The sequence below is a fragment of the Methylobacterium fujisawaense genome (genome assembly GCF_039619325.1).
Taxonomy (GTDB): Bacteria; Pseudomonadota; Alphaproteobacteria; order Rhizobiales; family Beijerinckiaceae; genus Methylobacterium; species Methylobacterium fujisawaense.
On sequence record NZ_CP155000.1, the window covers coordinates 2,076,257 to 2,093,143 of the forward strand.

Here is a 16,887-nt window from a genome sequence, read left to right on the forward strand (position 1 = left end):
CCCGGATCCTCACCGAGGAGCCGCGCCCCCAGGGCCAGGACCGGCCGAGCGATCAGGCCGCCGCACGCGCGGTGACCGGCCCCTTGCGGATCCTGCATCTCAGTGCCCTCTACCCGCCATACATCGTGGGCGGCGCCGAGCGCTCGGTGGAGCACCTCGCCGAGGAACTGGTCGCCGCCGGCCACACGGTGGCAGCGGCCTGCATTGCCCGGGAGCCGGAGCCCAAGAGCGTGCGCGGCGGCGTCACCGTCTACCGCATGGCGCACCACAACGATTTCTGGCTGGAGGACTGGCCCAAGGCGACCCGGTTCGGCCGCGTCTGGGCCAAGCTCAAGCAGCAATGGAATTTCGCCGTCGCGGCCGAGTTCGGCCGCGTCCTCGACGATTTCCGGCCCGACATCGTCAACACGCACTCGCTGCTCGACGTCTCGACCCTGGTCTGGCGCGAGGCGGCCAAGCGCGGGATCCCGATCGTCCACACGGTCTGCGAGTACGACCTGATCTGCGGCAACGCCGCCATGTTCCGGGACGGCAAGCCGTGCGACCGCTGGCATCTGGGATGCAAGGTCGTGAACGCCGCCAAGCAGATCACCAACCGGTCTGTGGACGCGGTCGTCTCCGTCGGCACCGAGATCCTCAAGACCCATGTCGATCACGGCCTGTTCGCGCATCTCGCGCCCGAGCGGCGCCGGGTGATCTTCTATTCCTGCACGGTCCCGGAGGGGGATCCCGCGGCGCGGCGGCAGATCGACCGGACGGACCGGCCGATGACCTTCGGCTATCTCGGTCGGATCAACACCGAGAAGGGGGTCGGCACGATGATCGACGCCTTCCGCCGGATCGGCCCCGGCGACTGGCGCTGCCTCGTCGCCGGCCAGGCGATGGACGACTCCATCGCGCGTTTCACCGCGCAGGCCGAGGGCCTCCCCATCGAGTTCGTCGGATGGGCCAAGCCCGCCGACTTCCTCAGCGCCATCGACGTGCTCATCGTGCCCTCGTTCTGGGCCGAGCCTTCGCCGCGGACGATCTACGAGGCCTACACGATGGGCGTTCCGGTGATCGGCGCAGCCTCGGGCGGGATCCCCGAGTTGGTTGGTGAGGACAACGCCGAATGGCTGTTCACGCCGGGCGACGATGCCGATCTCGCGGCGCGGCTACGAAGCGTGATCGCCCGGGGGCGCAAAGACCTCCCGGACGAGCGCGCCTTCCAGCACGTGATCCGCGAGTCGACGTCCGAGCGCGTCGCCGAGAAGTATCTCGACCTCTATGCCGAACTCGTCGCCGAGCGCCGGGCAACCCGCCCGTGAGCGCCGCCGCGCCGGTGCTTTCGGAAGCCGCAGCTGCCGAAGAGGAGCCTGGGCTCGCCTCCGGCGCGGAGGTGACGCGCCGCTCGTTCGACGCCGCGCGCTGGGTGGCGGTCGCGTCCGTCGGCAACGTCGTCCTGAGCTTCGGGGTGTTCCTCGTCCTCGCCCGGCTGATCGAACCCGCTGAGTTCGGGATGGTGGCGATCGCCGCCGTCTTCATCGACATCCTGCAGATCGTCGCCCGCTGCGGCCTGCCAGACGCGGTCGTCCAGCGGGCAGACCTCGACGAGGACTTCGCCGCCACCGCCTTCTGGGTCATGCTCGCCACCGGCGCCCTCTGTGCCGTGGGGCTGGTCGCATTGTCCGGGCCGATCGCCTGGATCTTCGACCTTCCGGCGCTGCAACCGGTCCTGTGCGCGCTGTCCGCCTGTTTCGTCATCACGGCCGCGGGCGCGATCCACGAGGCGCGGCTCCAGCGAAGCTTCGGCTTCCGCAAGCTCGCCCTGCGGGCGCTGGGCGCCAACATCCTCGGCGGCGCCGTCGCCCTCGTGCTGGCCCTCGACGGCTACGGTGTCTGGAGCCTCGTGGTCCAGCGCCTCGTCGCCGCGACGGCGACCACGCTCCTCACCTGGGTCGCGGCCCGCTGGATTCCGCCGCTGCGGCTGCACTTTAGCTCCGTGCGCGAGCAGATCGCGTTCGGCTCGCGGTTGTTCTGCACCTACCTGCTACTCGTCGCCTCGATCCGGAGCCAGGAGGTGATCGCCGCCTATTTCCTGTCCGCGGCCGATGTCGGCTACCTGCGCCTCGCGTGGCGCTGCATCGACCTGGTGAGCCAAGTGGCGGTCATCCCGCTGACCACGGTCGGATTGACCACCTACGCGCGCCTACAGGATCGGCCGGGCGAGCTGGCGACGGCCTTCTATGGCTTCACCGAGGCGTCGTCCTTCCTGGCGGTGCCCGCCTTCTTCGGCATGGCGGCCGTGGCCCCGACCCTCATCCCCTTCCTGTTCGGCGATCAGTGGCACGACGCGGCGCCGGTGCTCCGGATGCTGGCGTTCCTGGCCCCCGAATTCGTCGCGACCTCGATGCTGTGGATGATCTTCACGGCGCTGGGGCGGAACGGCATGGCCCTGCGGCTCGCGGGCGCTCAGTTCGGCCTCGGCGCCGTCGCGGCCGTCGTGACCGCGCCCTTCGGCCTCGCGGCCCTCGTCGCCGGGCACGTGGTCCGGGCCTACCTGTTCTCGCCCGCGATCGTCGCCAGTGCCGGGCGCATCGTCCCGGTGACGAATGGGCGCCTCGTCCGGATCCTGACGCCGATCACGCTCTGTGCCGGCGCGATGGCCGGGCTCGTGCTGCTCGTCCAGAGCCCGCTCGACGCCGCCCTCGGGGATCGAATCGGCCTCTTCGCGGCAATCGGCATCGGGATCGTGGCCTATCTGGGTCTCGCCTGGCTTCTCATCCGGGACACGCTCCGCACGGCGCTCGGCTTCTTCCTGCGTCGCGCCGCCTGATCTGCACCCTCCGCCAACCTTTCTGAGCGACACTGTCCACCGAAGGTCGCGGCCGGCGGAGACGGTTCATCGGCGGCGGGTGCGCGTTCAGACGGTGCGGGACCATGACGGGACAGGCGGTGCCCATCGGAACAGGTGCGCCGGCCGCGTCCCTGCTGGCGGATCGCGTCGCGGTGTTCCTGCTCGGCGCGGCCCTGAACTTCAACGTGCTGACCTCGACTTTCGGGCTGCCGTTTCAGCGCCTGTCCGACCTTCTCCCGTTTTTGCTCATTCCCTGGCTCGGGCTGCGCCGCGCCGTCATCGCGGAAGCTTTGCGTCAGGCCGCGCCGCTCGCCGGCATCCTGGCGCTCGTCGCGGCCTCGCTGGTGCTGAAGGCGCACAAGCAGGCCGGCGACGTCTACCTGACCCTCGTCCTCCTGCTCTACGTGGTCCAGGCGTTCATCCTGCTGGTCATGTTCCGCGACCGGCGCGTCGAGGACGCGTTCTGCATCGGCCTGCTCGCCGGCCTGCTCGCCTCCCTCGCCGTGCTGCTGCTCGCCGCTTCGGGCCTGCAGCTCGAACGGTTCGGGCTCGCGGTCCCCACGGACGGGCTCGACGAGGAATTGAAGCTGTTCGTGCAGGACAAGCAGGGTGGCCTCTGGGCCTCGGGAAACGAGACCGGCCATGTCTTCGCCCTGGGCGGGGCGGCGGCCCTGGTGCTCAGCCTGCGCTTTCGCCTGAAGGCGATCTATCTCGCCTATTTCGCGGCCCTGCTGGCTAGCTTCCCCTTCACCAACAACCGCGCCGGCCTGTTCATGCCGCTGCTGTTCCTCGGCCTGCTGATGCGGCGGAACCTCAAGGCGCCCGCCGTGCTGGCCGTGTTCGGTGTGCTCGGTCTTCTGCTCGTGGCCTGGGCGGTGACGGGGGAGATCCCTCTGCCGGGAACCCTGTCCCAGGCGATCGAGCGGCGCTTTGCCGAGGATCGCAACGTCACGGGCAATTTTGACGAGCGGTTCCTGTCGGGCGTGACCGCGCTCCAGCTCGTCGTTGAATACCCGTTCGGCGTCGGCGAGGTCGCCAGGCGGGAGGAACTTCAGGCGCTGACCGGCCTCGTGACGCCGCATAACGGCTTCGTCTCGCTGGCGCTTCAGAGCGGCATCGCGGTGGCGCTGCTGCTCCTCTCCGGTCTGGGCCGGATCCTGCTGGCGCCCGCCGCCTTCGGACCGTTCCTGACCTACAGCGCCCTGTTCCTCATCCCGTCGCTGATGTTCGAGGAGCTGTCGGTCAACCAGTATTTCCTCTTCTTCATGGGCTTCATCCTGGCATCCCTCGCCCTGCCGCCCGACCGCGCGGCATCCGCGACCGGCCAGCGATCCTGAGGGCGGGCCGCGCCGCCGCGATCTGCGACGGCGCGGCGAATGCCATCACCGCATGACGAAGGGGTTCTCCGGCGCGTCGCGGCTGGTCGAGATCCAGACGCTCTTGGTCTCCAGGAACTCGCGGATCGACTCGATGCCGCTCTCGCGGCCGATGCCGGAGCGCTTCATGCCGCCGAACGGCATCATGTAGCTCACCGCCCGGTAGGTGTTCACCCAGACGGTGCCGGCCCGCAGCCCCTTCGACATCCGCATCGCGCGGCCGATATCCTGCGTCCAAACGCCGGCGGCGAGCCCGTAGATCACGTCGTTGCCGAGCCGGAGCGCCTCGGCCTCGTCCTCGAAGCCGATGATCGACAGGACCGGGCCGAACACCTCCTCCTGGGCGATACGCATGTCGTTGGTGACGCCGGTGAAAATCGTCGGCTCCACGAACTGGCCGCCGAGCACGCCGGGACCGGAGGCGGGATTGCCGCCGAAGACGCAGCGGGCCCCCTCGCTCTTGGCCAGCGCGATGTAGTCGAGCACCTTCGTGTATTGCGGCGGCGTAGTGATCGGCCCGATATTGGTGTCTGCCTGCATCGGGTCGCCGAGCTTGGCGGTGCGGGCGAGTTCGATCAGTCGGTCGGTGAATTCCTGGCGGATGCTGTTCTGCACCAGCAGGCGCGAGCCGGCGATGCAGGTCTGCCCGGTGGCCGCGAAGATGCCCGAGATCGCGCCCGCGGCGGCGGCCTTCAGGTCGGCATCGGCGAAGACGATGTTGGGCGACTTGCCGCCGAGTTCCAGGGAGACGCGCTTGATCTGGCGCGCGGCCGCTTCGTAGACCTTCGCGCCGGTCACGTCAGAGCCCGTGAAGGTGATCTTGGCAACGTCCGGATGCTCGACGATCGCGCTGCCGGCCTCGCCGCCGAAGCCGGTGATGACGTTGAACATCCCGTCGGGCAGGCCGGCCTCCTTGGTGAGCCGGGCGAATTCCAGCGTGCTGGCTGAGGCGAACTCGGAGGGCTTCACCACGACCGCGCAGCCGGCCGCGAGCGCGGGCGCGCATTTCCAGGCCACGAACAGGAGCGGCGAGTTCCACGCCGTCAGCGCCCCGACCACGCCCACCGGCTCGTGCCGGGTGAAGGCGAAGGTCTCGGGCTTGTCGATCGGCACCTGGGCGCCCTCGACCTTGTCGGCCAGCCCCGCATAGTACCACCACCATTCCGGCTGATAGCGGGTCTGGCCGTACATCTCGGCGAACAGCTTGCCGTTGTCGCGGACCTCGACCTCGGCGAGAGCCTTCGCTTCGCGCTCCACGAGGTCGCCGATCCGGCGCAGCACCTTGCCGCGCGCGGTGGCCGTCATGGTGGCCCAGGGGCCCTCCCACATGGCGCGCTTGGCGGCGGCCACCGCCCGATCGACATCGGCCCGCCCGGCACGTGGGATCCGGGCCCAGGGCTCACCGCGATAGGGATCGATGGACTCGAACCACGAGCCCTCGACCGGATCGACGAATTCCCCGTCGATGTAGAGCTGGTAGGTCTTCACGGCGCGCTCCTCCGACTGCGGATGCGCGCCATATGGATCCGGGGCCCGCCTCCGGCGAGCCCGGCCGTCTCAGGCGTTGGCGCTGAGGCGCTTGATGTCGGCGTCGACCATCTCGGTGATCAGGGCCTCCAGGCTGGTCTCGGCCTCCCAGCCGAAGGTCGCCTTCGCCTTGGCGGGGTTGCCGAGCAACACCTCCACCTCCGCGGGCCGGAACAGCGCCGGGTCGATGACGAGGTGGTCGTCCATGGTCAGGCCGACATGCTTGAACGCGATCGCGCACATGTCCCGCACAGTCGTGGTCCGGCCGGTGGCAATCACGTAATCGTCCGGGCGGTCCTGCTGCAGCATCAGCCACATCGCCTGCACGTAGTCGCGGGCGTGGCCCCAGTCGCGCTTGGCGTCGATGTTGCCGAGCCGCAGCTCCTTCTGCGTGCCGAGCTTGATCCGCGCCACCGCGTCCGTGACCTTGCGGGTCACGAACTCGACCCCGCGCAGCGGGCTCTCGTGGTTGAACAGGATCCCGTTCGACGCGTGCAGCCCGAAGCTCTCCCGGTAGTTGATGGTCATCCAGTGGGCGTAGAGCTTGGCCACACCGTAGGGCGAGCGCGGGTAGAACGGCGTCGACTCGCTCTGCTTGGCCTCCTGGATCAGGCCGAACATCTCCGAGGTCGAGGCCTGGTAGTAGCGCGCCTGGGGGGCGACCGAGCGCAGGCATTCCAGCATGTGCGCGGCGCCGAGGCCGGTCACCTGCCCGGTGAGAAGCGGCTGCTGCCACGACGAGGTCACGAAGGACTGGGCGGCGAGGTTGTAGATCTCGTCGGGCTTGGCGGCCTGGACGATGCGCATCAGCGCCGAGAGGTCGAGCAGGTTGCCGTCGACCAGCTCGACATCGTCGAGGATGCCGAGCCACTTCAACCGGTGGTCGAACACGCCGGCATGACTGGAACGCCGCACGATGCCGGTGACGGCGTAGCCCTTCTGCAGCAGCAGCTGTGCCAGATACGCGCCGTCCTGGCCCGTCACACCCGTGATCAGCGCTCGCTTGGCCGTCATGAACCCGTCCCGTCCCGAAGATGCCCGGCTGCTACGACCGCAACGGGCCGCGCGTCAAGGCGAGGTGTCGACATCAGTATTGTGCCAGGCGAGCGGGGCCGGACTGGCCCATCACCAGACTAGCGTCGCAGAGGCACGGCCAACCGCAATGGATGTGCGGCATATGTGCGGCGTGACTAAGGTCGCACGAGCCAGTCCGTCACACCGCTGAGCGAGCGGAATTCCTCGACGGCGTGGACGCGTGCCGCCGGGAGGGCGGCCCGGGCCATCGTGGCGAGGGCATGGCCCGGTCCGAGTTCGAGCACGCGGTCCGCGCCGTACTCGCGGCACGCCTCAAGGCAGGCGGCCCAGTCGATCGTGCGCGAGATCTGAAGCGCCAGCTTCTCGCGACCGTCCGCGTCGCGAAACACCGTGCTCCCGTCCAGCCCGCTGACCAGGCGCGGCGCGCGGGCCGGCGGACGGCGCGGCGACACCGCGGCGAGCGCGTCCCGAAAGCCCACCGTTGCGGCATCCAGCAGGGGCGTATGCGACGGCGTGTGGACGGGCAGGACCACGGCCCGCTGCGCGCCCGAGCCGGCCGCATCCCGGCACAGCGCCGCCAGCGCCTCGCGCGGACCGCCGACGACGCCGCTGTCGGCCGCGTTGCGGATGGCGATGTGGCAACCGTGGCGTGCTGCAAGATCCGCGAGCGCGTCGAGGCTCAGGCCGCGGATCCCCGCCAGCCCGAACCCCGCGCCGGAAGCGGCATCCATGGCCTCCGCGCGTCGCGCAGCGAGAGCGAGCACGTCCGCGTGGTCGAGGCGTCCGGCGACGCCCCAGGCCGCGAGATCGCCGATGCTGTAGCCGGCCACGATCGAGCGGTCCGATGCCGCCCCGGCCAGCGCCCGCCACGCCGTCAGGGCGGCGACGCAGCACAGGATCTGACCGGTCCGATTCGCCTGCAGGTTGTCGCCGCCCGCGCGGGCCAAGTCGCGCGGATCGGTGCCGCCGAGAAGCGGTCTGGCGGAGGCGAACACCTCCTGCGCGGCCGGATGATCGGCCGTGAGGTCGAACATGGCCGGGTGCTGGCCGCCCTGCCCGGAGAGGAGGATCGCGAGGGTCATGCCGGGCCGGGGCCGCGCAGGCCCGCGACCGCCTGAAGGGCCAGACGGCCCAGGCTCTTGGCGAGCACCGAACCGTCTTCCGGCGCGTCGCGCAGCTCGCGCCAGTGCAGACCGGCGCCGTCCGGCAGCAGGATCTCCCCATCGATGCCCATCGGTGCCGTCCCAGCCACGGCGGCGATGCCGTCGAGAAGACCGACCGGCACCGGAACTCGGCACGGCCAGAGCAGGTCGAGGTCGGAGGCAGCGCTCAGGTAGGTGAGGCCCGTGACAGCCTGCCAGAGGAGGCTGCCGAAGGGGCGCGGCACCAGGCCGTGCCGTCGGCCGAGCGCCGTGAGGGCGTCGACGGCCGGACCCCAGGAGGCCGGGGCGTGGGCGGCGGCCTCGGCGAGGCTCACCGCCGGTACGGGCGACAGCGCGGATGCCGGCAGGGCGAGCCCGATCCGCCGCTTGCCGTCCGCGGGCGGCAGCGGCAGGCCGAGCGGCACCACGTCGCCGGTCTCACCGGGAACACGGCGGCGGACGATCAAGGGCCGGCCCGCCGCGGCCCAGCCCTCCAGATGGGGGACGGCGCCGAGATCGGGCCGGTCCGCGCGCCACGCCGCCCAGGCTGCCGGATCGACGCGGACGAGGTCGTGGCGTCGGAAGGGCTCAGCCAAGGCGCGCCTGATCGGCGACGGCCGCCGCGACGGTGTGGGCGACCGGGCGGCCGCCCCGCTCGGCGCCCAGCCGGTCGCGGACGTCCTCCGCCTCCATCGTGTCGATCACCGCGCGGATCTGGCCGCCAAGGGGCCGGTCCGGGTCCAGAACGACGTGGACGGCACCGGCCGCCACCATGTTGTCGAGGCCGGGGGCGAAGACGGGGGTCGACTTGGCCATCTCCTCAAGGGTGTCGAGGGGCAGCTTGGTCACCCGGGCGACGGACGGCAGATCCATGACGCTGGGATTGGCCCCGGGCAGTGCCGCCAGGACCCGCGTCGCGAGGGCCGTGGCGATGAAGGCGCCGGCGGCCGAGTGGCCGTAGATCAGCCCGATCGTCGGATGGCCCGACCGATCCGCCAAGAGCAGCGCCTTGGCGAGATGGGCGAGGCATTCGTTGAGACCCAAAAGCTCGTCACGGCGGCTCATGCGCTGGCTGTCGGAATCCACCGCCACCAGGATCGGCGCGCGGTCGCCGGTGCGCACGGCGTCGAGCACGGCGCGCGACAGGACGAGCGCCCCGTCGACACCGAGGGGCGTGTCGCCGTCGACGCCCACCACGTGCATCGGGCCGTCCCCGAACGGACCGGTGCCGGTCACGAGGCCCTCGCGCACCGCGACCGCGTGACCCTGCGGGAAGAGGGAGGCGAGGATCTCAGCGAGCGTCATGGTCGGCCTCCGGGCTCCGCGCCACGGTCTCCGCGAAGGCGTCCGTATCCATCGCCGGCACGGATTCGGGATCGTTCACGCCCAGGCGGGCCCAGACATCCGTGGCGTCGCGGCAATCGCCGAACCGGTCGATCCGGGCTTCCAGGCGCGCCTGCTCGGCCTCGAGGGTGCCCAGGTCGAAGGCCGGCGCGCGGCCGACGAGATCGCGGGCGGCCTTGCGGAAGGCCGAGACGGTGTCGGCGCAGAAGGCGTCGGCACCCCCGATCAGGCGGCGGTGCTTGCCGCCCATGGTGCGCCAGACCAGCGCCCGGTCGCAGGAATCGAATTCCTCCGCGCCCTTGTTGGTCTCGATGACCTCGGGGCCGGACACCGAGATGCGGCCGCCCTCCGAGACCGCGAGCCGCGAGCAGGTGCCGGCGATCAGGCCGCCGCCGCCGTAGCAGCCGGCCCGGCCGCCGATCAGCCCGATCACCGGGATGCCTGCGACGCGCACATCGACGATGGCCCGCATGGCCTCGGCGATGGCCGTCTCGCCGGCATTGGCCTCCTGCAGGCGGACGCCACCGGTGTCGAACAGGATCAGCACCGCCTTCGGCTTCAGCGCCAGGGCCGCCCGGAGCAGGCCGACCAGCTTGCCCCCATGCACCTCGCCGAAGGCCCCGCCCATGAAGCGGCCCTCCTGGGCGGCGATCAGGACCGGTTCGCCGTCGAGGCGCGCGCGGCCGACCACGATGCCGTCGTCGAAGGCGCGCGGCAGGTCGAACAGCGGCAGGTGCGGGCTCATGCGCCGCTCCGTCGGCGGCAGGAACTCGTGGAAGCTTCCCGGATCGGTGAGCGCCAGCACCCGCTGGCGGGCGGTGGCCTCGTACCAGCTCAGGGCGTCCGGATCGATGCTCGCGGCGCGGTCGCCAGCCATGGTCAGGCCTCCATCAGCCGCGCGCCCTGGAGCAGGCGCAGCGACACGGTGTCGGGGCGGGCACCGCCGTCGTTGATGCTGATGCGCAGGCCCCCGGGCTGCGCCCGGGCGACGAAATCGGCCACCACCGCCTCCCAGACGTCGCCGTAGCCGGCGATCGGGGTCTCGACGGCCACCTCGCAGGCATCCGGCGGCAGGACGCGCTCCAGCAGGATCTCCAGGTTGCCGGACGCCACGACGCCGGTGATCGCGCTCGGCACCGAGCCGGGCAGCGGCTTCTTCGTGGTGTGGCGGAAGGTCAGAGATTCCATGGCCGGCTCCTTGCCAGAGGACCCTTCATCGCGCGCCGCTCACCAGTTCCGGAACCGGACCGGCGGCTCGTAGAGCCCGCCGGACCAATGCACGAGATCCTTGATCGACTTCGCGGCGAGCAGCGCCCGGTCGGCGTCCAGGGGCTCGATGCCGAGATCCTCGGGGCGACGGATGACACCCCGGGCGCGCAGCGCCTCCACCTTCGCCCGGTCCCGGCCGCGACCGACCTCGGTGTAGCCGGCGACGCCCCGGATCGCCTGCTCGCGCTCGTCCGCGTCCCGGCAGAGCAGGAGGTTCGCGATACCCTCCTCGGTGACGATGTGGGTCACGTCGTCGGCGTAGATCATGACCGGCGCCAGTTCGAGGCCGATTTTCTTCGCCAGTTCGAGGGCGTCGAGCTTCTCCACGAAGGTCGGGACCAGCTTGTCGCCGAAGGTCTCCACCAGCTGCACCACGAGCTTGCGCCCGCGCATCAGCGCCGGGTCGCCGACGATCTGGTCCTCACGGCCGGCCTTCATCCAAGCATCGGAGGGATGGCGCCGGCCATGCGGGTCCGAGCCCATGTTGGGGGCGCCCCCGAAACCCGCCACCCGAGACTGCGTGACGGTCGAGGAATGGCCCATCAGGTCGATCTGGAGCGTCGCCCCGATGAACATGTCGCAGGCGTAGAGACCGGCGGTCTGACAGAAGGCCCGGTTCGAGCGCAGACTTCCGTCCGCGCCGGTGAAGAAGATGTCGGGCCGCTCACGGATGTAGCGGTCCATCCCGACCTCGGAGCCGAAGCAGTGGACCTGCTTGACCCAGCCGGATTCGATCGCCGGGATGAGGGTCGGGTGCGGGTTGAGCGCCCAGTGGGTGGCGATCTTGCCTTTCAGGCCGAGCTTCTCGCCGTAGGTCGGCAGCAGCAGCTCGATCGCCGCGGTCCCGAAACCGATTCCGTGGTTCAGCCGGCGGATGCCGTACTCGGCATAGATCCCCTTGATCGCCATCATGGCGATCAGGATCTGGGTCTCGGTCATCGCCGCCGGATCGCGGGTGAAGAGCGGCTCGACGTAGAACGGCGTGTCGGCCTCGACCACGAAGTCCACCCGGTCGCCCGGGATGTCGACCCGCGGCACCGTGTCGACGATCTCGTTGACCTGCGCGACCACGACGCCGTTCTTGAAGGCGGTCGCCTCCACGACGGTCGGCGTGTCCTCGGTGTTCGGCCCCGTATACAGGTTGCCGTTCCGGTCGGCCGAGACGCCGGCGATCAGCGCCACGTTGGGCGTCAGATCGACGAAGTAGCGGGCGAACAGCTCCAGGTAGGTGTGGACCGCGCCGAGCTCGATCTGGCCGCCGTAGAGCATCTTGGCGATGCGGGCGCCCTGCGGACCGGAATACGAGTAGTCGAGCCGCTTCGCGATCCCGGTCTCGAACACGTCGAGGTGCTCGGGCAGCACGATCCCCGACTGGACCATGTGCAGGTCGTGGATCTTGTCGGGATCGCAGGCGCTCAAGCCGCGGGCGAGGCAGTCGGCCTGCTTCTGATTATCGCCCTCGAGGCAGACACGGTCGCCGGGCCGCAGGATCGACTCCAGCAGGTCGACCACGGCCCCGGCCGGCACGACCTTGCCGTCCGCGTGGGCGCGCCCCGCCGCGATGCGCGCGTCCCGCGCCCGCCTCTCACCGCGCCACTCGCCCATCCGCGTGCTCCAACCGGTGTACCGAACGATATCTAGCGGTTGTTCCGGTATTTTCAAACCCGACGCAATCACAGTTTCGTATACGAGATTGCGTGCGTGTGAACATATTGCATACTTCGCGTAACGGCCCCCGAGGCCGATCCGGGAAGGGAACGCGCCATGTTGCACGCGTCCACACGGCCGTCGGATGCGGCCGGAAGCGCCGCTCCAGTAAACGGGCAACGCCGATGATCGTCCTCGGTGTCGCCCTGCTCGCCGCCGCCACGCTGATCGGCGTGTATCTCGGCGACCTTCTCGGCCTCGCTCTCGGCGTCAAGGCCAATGTCGGCGGCGTCGGCATCGCCATGATCCTGCTCATCGCCGCGCGCCTGTGGCTGTCCCACCGGGGGCGCCTGACCAAAGGGGTCCAGTTCGGCGTCGAATTCTGGGCGGGGATGTACATCCCGATCGTGGTCGCCATGGCGGCCCAGCAGAACGTCGTGGCGGCCGTGAGCGGCGGTCCGATCGTGCTGATCGCGGCGACAGGCTCCCTGGTCCTGTGCTTCGGCGCCGTCGCCCTGCTCAGCCGGATCGGCCGGCGCGACCCCGGCAGCGGCGCCGTGGAGCATGGCGGCTCTGTGATCGGCGGCGACGCCGAGCCCGAAGCGGTGGCGCCGGCCGCCGCGCCCGTCGCGCCCGACGCCAGGAAGGGGTGAACGCCATGGGACACGACATCTGGCACGGCATCGAGCACGTCTTCGTCGAGCAGAGCCTCGTGGCCGCCTTCGCGGTGGTCGGCGCGCTGATCCTCGTCTCGAACTACGCCGCCAAGCGCCTCACCAAAGGCCGCGTCCACGGCTCCGCGATCGCGATCGTGCTGGGGCTGGCGCTCGCCTATCTCGGCGGGCTCTACACGGGCGGGAAGAAGGGCCTCGCCGACATCCCGGCGCTTGCCGGGATCGGCCTGATGGGCGGGGCGATGCTGCGCGACTTCGCCATCGTCGCCACCGCCTTCGAGGTGGACGTGATCGAGGCGCGGCGCGCGGGCCTGCTGGGCGTCCTGGCGCTCGCCCTCGGGACGATCCTGCCGTTCATCGTCGGCACCCTGACCGCCGTGGCCTTCGGCTATCACGACGCGGTCTCGATCACGACGATCGGCGCGGGGGCGATCACCTACATCGTCGGGCCCGTCACCGGCGCGGCGATCGGCGCGGATTCCACCGTGATGGCGCTGTCCATCGCGACCGGGGTGACCAAGGCGGTCATGGTCATGGTCGGGACGCCCCTGGTGGCCCGGCTGATCGGCCTCGACAACCCGCGCTCCGCGATGGCGTATGGTGGCCTGATGGGCACGGTCAGCGGGGTCGCGGGCGGCCTCGCGGCGACCGATCCGAAGCTCGTCCCCTACGGCGCGCTGACAGCGACGTTCCACACCGGAATCGGCTGCCTCGTCGGCCCCTCGATCCTGTTCCTGACCGTGCGGGCCCTGGCCGGCTGAAGCGGCTTCGTTCCGGCGCGTCCGGTCGCGATGCGGATTCGCCCGTGCGGATTAGGGTATGGTTCCGCATCGTCTTCCCGAAGACTGGCAGGCGCCGCTCATGGGATGATTGAGGAACGGCGGATGCACGGCGACTTTCAGAAGATCGACAGCGGGCTGCTCTCGGACCGGATCCGCGACGCGCTCACGGACGCCATCGCGTCGGGGACGATCGCGGCCGGCACGGCCCTCGACGAGCAGAACCTGGCCGATCGCTACGGCGCGTCGCGCACGCCCGTCCGGGAGGCGCTGCGCCAGCTCGCGGCCTCGGGGCTCGTGGAGATCCGGCCCCGCCGGGGCGTCGTGGTGGTGCGCCTCACGCCGCAGCGGATCGCCGACATGTTCGAGACGACCGCCGAGATCGAGGCGATGTGTGCCCGGCTCGCCACCTACCGGATGACGCCCCTGGAGCGCGGGGAGCTCATGGAGCTTCACGAGGAATCCGCCAAGGCGGTCGAGGCGGGCGACGTCGACGCCTACGACCGGTTCAACCGCGCCTTCCACGAGGCGCTCTACACGGCGACCCACAACGGCTTCATGGCCGAGCAGGCGCTGGCGATCCGCGAGCGCCTCGCCGCGTTCCGGCGCACGCAGCTCCGCCACGCCGACCGGATCCGCCGTTCGCGGGAGGAGCACGGCGAGATCCTGGCGGCGATCGCCGAAGGGGACGGCGAGACGGCCGCCCGGCGAATGCGCGCGCACATGCTCCGGGCGGCGGCGGCGCTGGGGCGCTACATCGCCGAGACGGAATGAGGTTTTCGGCGGCGATGATCGGTCCGGCGCGGCAACCCGGCCCCGGACGGTCTCACGGTTGCGCGAAGACCAGTCCGAACACGAACCGAAAGGGCCTCGAACGGTCGATCAGCACCGGTAGCCGGTGACGGTCGTGTTTAAGGGGACCGGCGTCGTGCCCGCATCCACGTCAGTCCAGAGAGGTGAGTATTTCCAAAAATCCCGCCGCTTTCGGCGCCGCCGGGGTCGGATTGCGGTCCGCGAATGGCTCGCGCGCGGCGTCGGAATGCGAACCGGTTCGACAGTGCAGGCGTCCGGCTCCTTGTCGTTCGCGTGGTGTCGTTCACGTGCGCGGACTCACCCCGCCGAGCGCGTCGGCGAGCTTTCCGATATGCTCGGCCGCCCGACCGATTCCGACGGCCGCCCGCTCGGCATCCTCCGCTCGCCCGCGCTCGGCAGCCTCGGCAGCAGCGCGCAGCGCCGCGACGTCTGTCTCGAGGGTCGCGTACCGCATGCGCAGCTCCGCGAGCTCGTCGACGATGGTCAACGCCGCCATGACCTGAAGGCGCATGTCCCCGATCTCGCCGAAGCTCTTGCGCATCTCGCCGATGCGCCCATCGAGGGTGGCGGCGAGGCCGGTGAGATGCGCCTCCTCCCCCTCCCCGCAGGCCATGCGGTAAGAGCGGCCGTCAATGGTCACGTTGATCTGCGGCAAAGGCGGCTCCGCTGTGCGCTCCGACAGGCGTAGGCGTAAGGATCAGGCGCGCCCGAGCACATCCTGGACGGTCTCGATCGCCCGGTCGAGCCGATGCCCGACCTCCCCCGTGGTCGCCGAGACGGTGGCGAGACGGGCGCTCGCAGCATCGAGAGCCGCAGCGAGGCGGGCCCGATCCTCGTCCATCAGCGCGAGTTCCGCATCCCGGTCGTCGGGCTGCGCAGCCACCTCAAGGCGGCGCTGGACGACGGCATCCAGGCGGTTGATGGCCGCCTCGAGGCGGCGGAGGGCGTCGTCGATGGAACGGAGCTCGGTCTCGTCGGCCATGGTTCTGTGTCTACCTCGACAGCAAGCTTTCCGTCGAATGCAGCCGAAATTCCAGGGGGAAATGGCCTTCGATCCCCGATCCGGGTGAACTCCGAATGGATCGTGCCGATCCCTGTTTATTGGACGGTGGATCGAAGGTCTTTGTCACGGCGACGCGTTTGACAGGTCGAGGCTCCATGCTAGACAGCCGCGCGATCCCGAGAGGGACCGCGCGAGACATGCCGGAGGGCCGGTCCGCGACAGTTCCGAGGCCTCAGCCGGCACCGTCCGATCCGACGGTCACGCGCGTGGAAGCCCGGCCTCTCCCGGTCCGGTTCATCGCAGGTTCAAATCCGCCCGCACAGATCCCGCCCGGCCCGGCCCGGACGGTATGGCGGGCCGCCGAGACCGCTCCGCGGACCACCCCCCAGGTCCGGCGCGCGGCGAGCCGCATCAGGAAGGAGTCACGCCGTGACGAAGGTTGCCATCAACGGGTTCGGACGCATCGGCCGCAACGTCCTGCGCGCGATCGCGGAGGCCGGCCGCAGCGACATCGAGGTCGTGGCGATCAACGATCTCGGCCCGGTGGAGACCAACGCCCACCTGCTCCGCTACGACTCCGTGCACGGCCGCTTCCCCGGCGAGGTCGCCGTGGACGGCGAGTTCCTGGTGGTGAACGGCAAGCGCATCAAGGTCACGGCCGTGCGCAACCCGGCCGAGCTGCCGCACCGCGACCTCGGCGTCGACATCGCGCTGGAATGCACCGGCATCTTCACCTCGAAGGACAAGGCGAAGGCCCATCTCGACGCCGGCGCCAAGCGCGTCCTCGTCTCGGCCCCGGCCGACGGCGCCGACCTGACGGTGGTCTACGGCGTCAACCACGACAAGCTCACGGGCGAGCACCACGTCGTGTCGAACGCCTCCTGCACCACCAACTGCCTGGCGCCGGTCGCCCAGGTGCTGGACGCGGCGGTCGGCATCGAGCGCGGCTTCATGACCACGATCCACTCCTACACCAACGACCAGCCCTCGCTGGACCAGATGCACAAGGATCTCTACCGGGCCCGCGCCGCGGCGCTCTCGATGATCCCGACCTCGACCGGCGCCGCGAAGGCCGTCGGCCTCGTGCTGCCGGAGCTGAAGGGCAAGCTCGACGGCACCGCGATCCGCGTGCCGACCCCGAACGTCTCGGCGGTGGACCTCGTCTTCACGGCCAAGCGCGCGACGACGGTCCAGGAGATCAACGACGCCATCAAGGCCGCCGCGGCCGGCCCGCTCAAGGGCGTGCTGGGCGTCACCGACCGGCCGAACGTCTCGATCGACTTCAACCACGATCCCCATTCCTCGACCTTCCACCTCGACCAGACCAAGGTGATGGACGGCGTGCTGGTGCGCATCCTGACCTGGTACGACAACGAGTGGGGCTTCTCGAACCGCATGGCCGACACCGCCGTGGCGATGGCCAAGCTCATCTGAGCCGGACT

At 70.3% G+C, this 16,887-nt stretch carries 17 protein-coding genes; 7 read left to right on the plus strand and 10 right to left on the minus strand.

Annotation, left to right across the window (positions count from 1 at the left end):
- Positions 1-83: 83 nt before the first annotated feature.
- The 3 genes from ABC766_RS09810 to ABC766_RS09820 all read left to right on the plus strand — a co-directional run bounded on the left by ABC766_RS09810 (position 84) and on the right by ABC766_RS09820 (position 4,173).
- Positions 84-1,307 (plus strand): glycosyltransferase family 4 protein, encoded by a 1,224-nt coding sequence (locus tag ABC766_RS09810; protein ID WP_345822713.1) that lies wholly within the window; start codon positions 84-86, stop codon positions 1,305-1,307.
- A complete protein-coding gene (locus tag ABC766_RS09815) occupies positions 1,304-2,815 on the plus strand; it encodes a lipopolysaccharide biosynthesis protein (protein ID WP_345822020.1) in 1,512 nt (503 codons plus the stop codon). Before ABC766_RS09810 ends, ABC766_RS09815 begins: the two co-directional genes overlap by 4 nt.
- 119 nt (positions 2,816-2,934) lie before the next feature.
- Positions 2,935-4,173: a hypothetical protein gene (locus tag ABC766_RS09820; RefSeq protein ID WP_345822021.1), complete on the plus strand. Its 1,239-nt coding sequence runs from the start codon at positions 2,935-2,937 to the stop codon at positions 4,171-4,173.
- A 45-nt stretch (positions 4,174-4,218) separates the two neighbouring features.
- On the opposite strand, the gene ABC766_RS09825 is transcribed toward ABC766_RS09820, so the two are convergent.
- The 8 genes from ABC766_RS09825 to mdcA all read right to left on the minus strand — a co-directional run bounded on the left by ABC766_RS09825 (position 4,219) and on the right by mdcA (position 12,134).
- Positions 4,219-5,700, minus strand: coding sequence for an aldehyde dehydrogenase (locus ABC766_RS09825; protein ID WP_342140806.1), 1,482 nt, complete (start codon positions 5,698-5,700; stop codon positions 4,219-4,221).
- 69 nt (positions 5,701-5,769) lie between these two features.
- The gene (gmd, locus tag ABC766_RS09830) at positions 5,770-6,753 is read right to left on the minus strand and encodes a GDP-mannose 4,6-dehydratase (RefSeq protein ID WP_043350641.1); all 984 of its coding nucleotides are present in this window, start codon (positions 6,751-6,753) and stop codon (positions 5,770-5,772) included.
- A 176-nt stretch (positions 6,754-6,929) separates the two neighbouring features.
- Complete coding sequence (locus tag ABC766_RS09835; protein ID WP_342140807.1) at positions 6,930-7,856, minus strand: acyltransferase domain-containing protein; 927 nt, start codon at positions 7,854-7,856, stop codon at positions 6,930-6,932.
- Positions 7,853-8,512, minus strand: coding sequence for a malonate decarboxylase holo-[acyl-carrier-protein] synthase (gene mdcG / locus ABC766_RS09840; protein ID WP_342140808.1), 660 nt, complete (start codon positions 8,510-8,512; stop codon positions 7,853-7,855). The genes ABC766_RS09835 and mdcG overlap by 4 nt, the downstream gene beginning before the upstream one ends.
- Complete coding sequence (mdcE, locus tag ABC766_RS09845; protein ID WP_345822022.1) at positions 8,505-9,221, minus strand: biotin-independent malonate decarboxylase subunit gamma; 717 nt, start codon at positions 9,219-9,221, stop codon at positions 8,505-8,507. The genes mdcG and mdcE overlap by 8 nt, the downstream gene beginning before the upstream one ends.
- Positions 9,208-10,137: a biotin-independent malonate decarboxylase subunit beta gene (locus ABC766_RS09850; RefSeq protein WP_342140810.1), complete on the minus strand. Its 930-nt coding sequence runs from the start codon at positions 10,135-10,137 to the stop codon at positions 9,208-9,210. Before ABC766_RS09850 ends, mdcE begins: the two co-directional genes overlap by 14 nt.
- A 2-nt stretch (positions 10,138-10,139) precedes the next feature.
- Entirely contained in the window at positions 10,140-10,448 is a 309-nt protein-coding gene (mdcC, locus tag ABC766_RS09855; protein WP_043380229.1) for a malonate decarboxylase acyl carrier protein, read from the minus strand.
- Positions 10,449-10,487: 39 nt separating this feature from the next.
- Positions 10,488-12,134: a malonate decarboxylase subunit alpha gene (mdcA, locus tag ABC766_RS09860; RefSeq protein WP_342140811.1), complete on the minus strand. Its 1,647-nt coding sequence runs from the start codon at positions 12,132-12,134 to the stop codon at positions 10,488-10,490.
- Between the two features lie 227 nt (positions 12,135-12,361).
- Here mdcA and madL point away from each other — a divergent pair, with 227 nt between their 5' ends.
- The 3 genes from madL to ABC766_RS09875 all read left to right on the plus strand — a co-directional run bounded on the left by madL (position 12,362) and on the right by ABC766_RS09875 (position 14,403).
- Positions 12,362-12,829, plus strand: a complete 468-nt coding sequence (madL, locus tag ABC766_RS09865) for a malonate transporter subunit MadL (RefSeq protein WP_342140812.1) — start codon at positions 12,362-12,364, stop codon at positions 12,827-12,829.
- Positions 12,830-12,846: 17 nt separating this feature from the next.
- Complete coding sequence (gene madM, locus ABC766_RS09870; protein ID WP_287090539.1) at positions 12,847-13,611, plus strand: malonate transporter subunit MadM; 765 nt, start codon at positions 12,847-12,849, stop codon at positions 13,609-13,611.
- A gap of 123 nt (positions 13,612-13,734) precedes the next feature.
- Positions 13,735-14,403, plus strand: a complete 669-nt coding sequence (locus ABC766_RS09875; RefSeq protein ID WP_043380236.1) for a GntR family transcriptional regulator — start codon at positions 13,735-13,737, stop codon at positions 14,401-14,403.
- A gap of 322 nt (positions 14,404-14,725) precedes the next feature.
- On the opposite strand, the gene ABC766_RS09880 is transcribed toward ABC766_RS09875, so the two are convergent.
- Together ABC766_RS09880 and ABC766_RS09885 are read right to left on the minus strand one after the other, a co-directional pair.
- Positions 14,726-15,097: a cell division protein ZapA gene (locus tag ABC766_RS09880; protein ID WP_043345206.1), complete on the minus strand. Its 372-nt coding sequence runs from the start codon at positions 15,095-15,097 to the stop codon at positions 14,726-14,728.
- 42 nt (positions 15,098-15,139) lie between these two features.
- Positions 15,140-15,424 carry a DUF4164 family protein gene (locus tag ABC766_RS09885; protein WP_043380241.1) on the minus strand — a complete coding sequence of 95 codons (285 nt, stop codon included), beginning with the start codon at positions 15,422-15,424 and terminating at the stop codon, positions 15,140-15,142.
- A gap of 450 nt (positions 15,425-15,874) precedes the next feature.
- Between ABC766_RS09885 and gap the strand changes: the two genes are divergently transcribed.
- Positions 15,875-16,879 (plus strand): type I glyceraldehyde-3-phosphate dehydrogenase, encoded by a 1,005-nt coding sequence (gene gap / locus ABC766_RS09890; protein ID WP_043345211.1) that lies wholly within the window; start codon positions 15,875-15,877, stop codon positions 16,877-16,879.
- The last annotated feature ends 8 nt before the right edge of the window (positions 16,880-16,887 follow it).